Raw genomic sequence first — 206 nt, 5'->3', positions numbered from 1 at the left:
CCGCCGTCCACGTGGGCCAGGATGGTCCCCCGCATGGCCTGCTCGTTGACGAAGGAAAGGGGCTTGCCCGACAGGAAGTTCAGCCCGTCCACGTTGGCGGGGTCGTTGGGGATGGTGTATGCCCCGTCGGGGACGAAGCTGACCATAGTCTCGAACATGACCCGAGAGCCGTCCTGGATAAACTGGCCCATGGAGTGCAGGTCGGC

General features: G+C 64.6%; 1 pseudogene. It reads right to left on the bottom strand.

The window, feature by feature from the left end:
* A pseudogene (locus D1646_RS23970) lies at positions 1-206 on the bottom strand (glucose-6-phosphate isomerase); the annotation flags it as partial.

It is taken from the genome of Pseudoflavonifractor sp. 60 (assembly GCF_009911645.1).
GTDB lineage: Bacteria > Bacillota > Clostridia > Oscillospirales > Oscillospiraceae > Lawsonibacter.
Note: the sequence above shows the minus strand (reverse complement) of the source record. Positions and strands in the feature narration are given on the sequence as shown.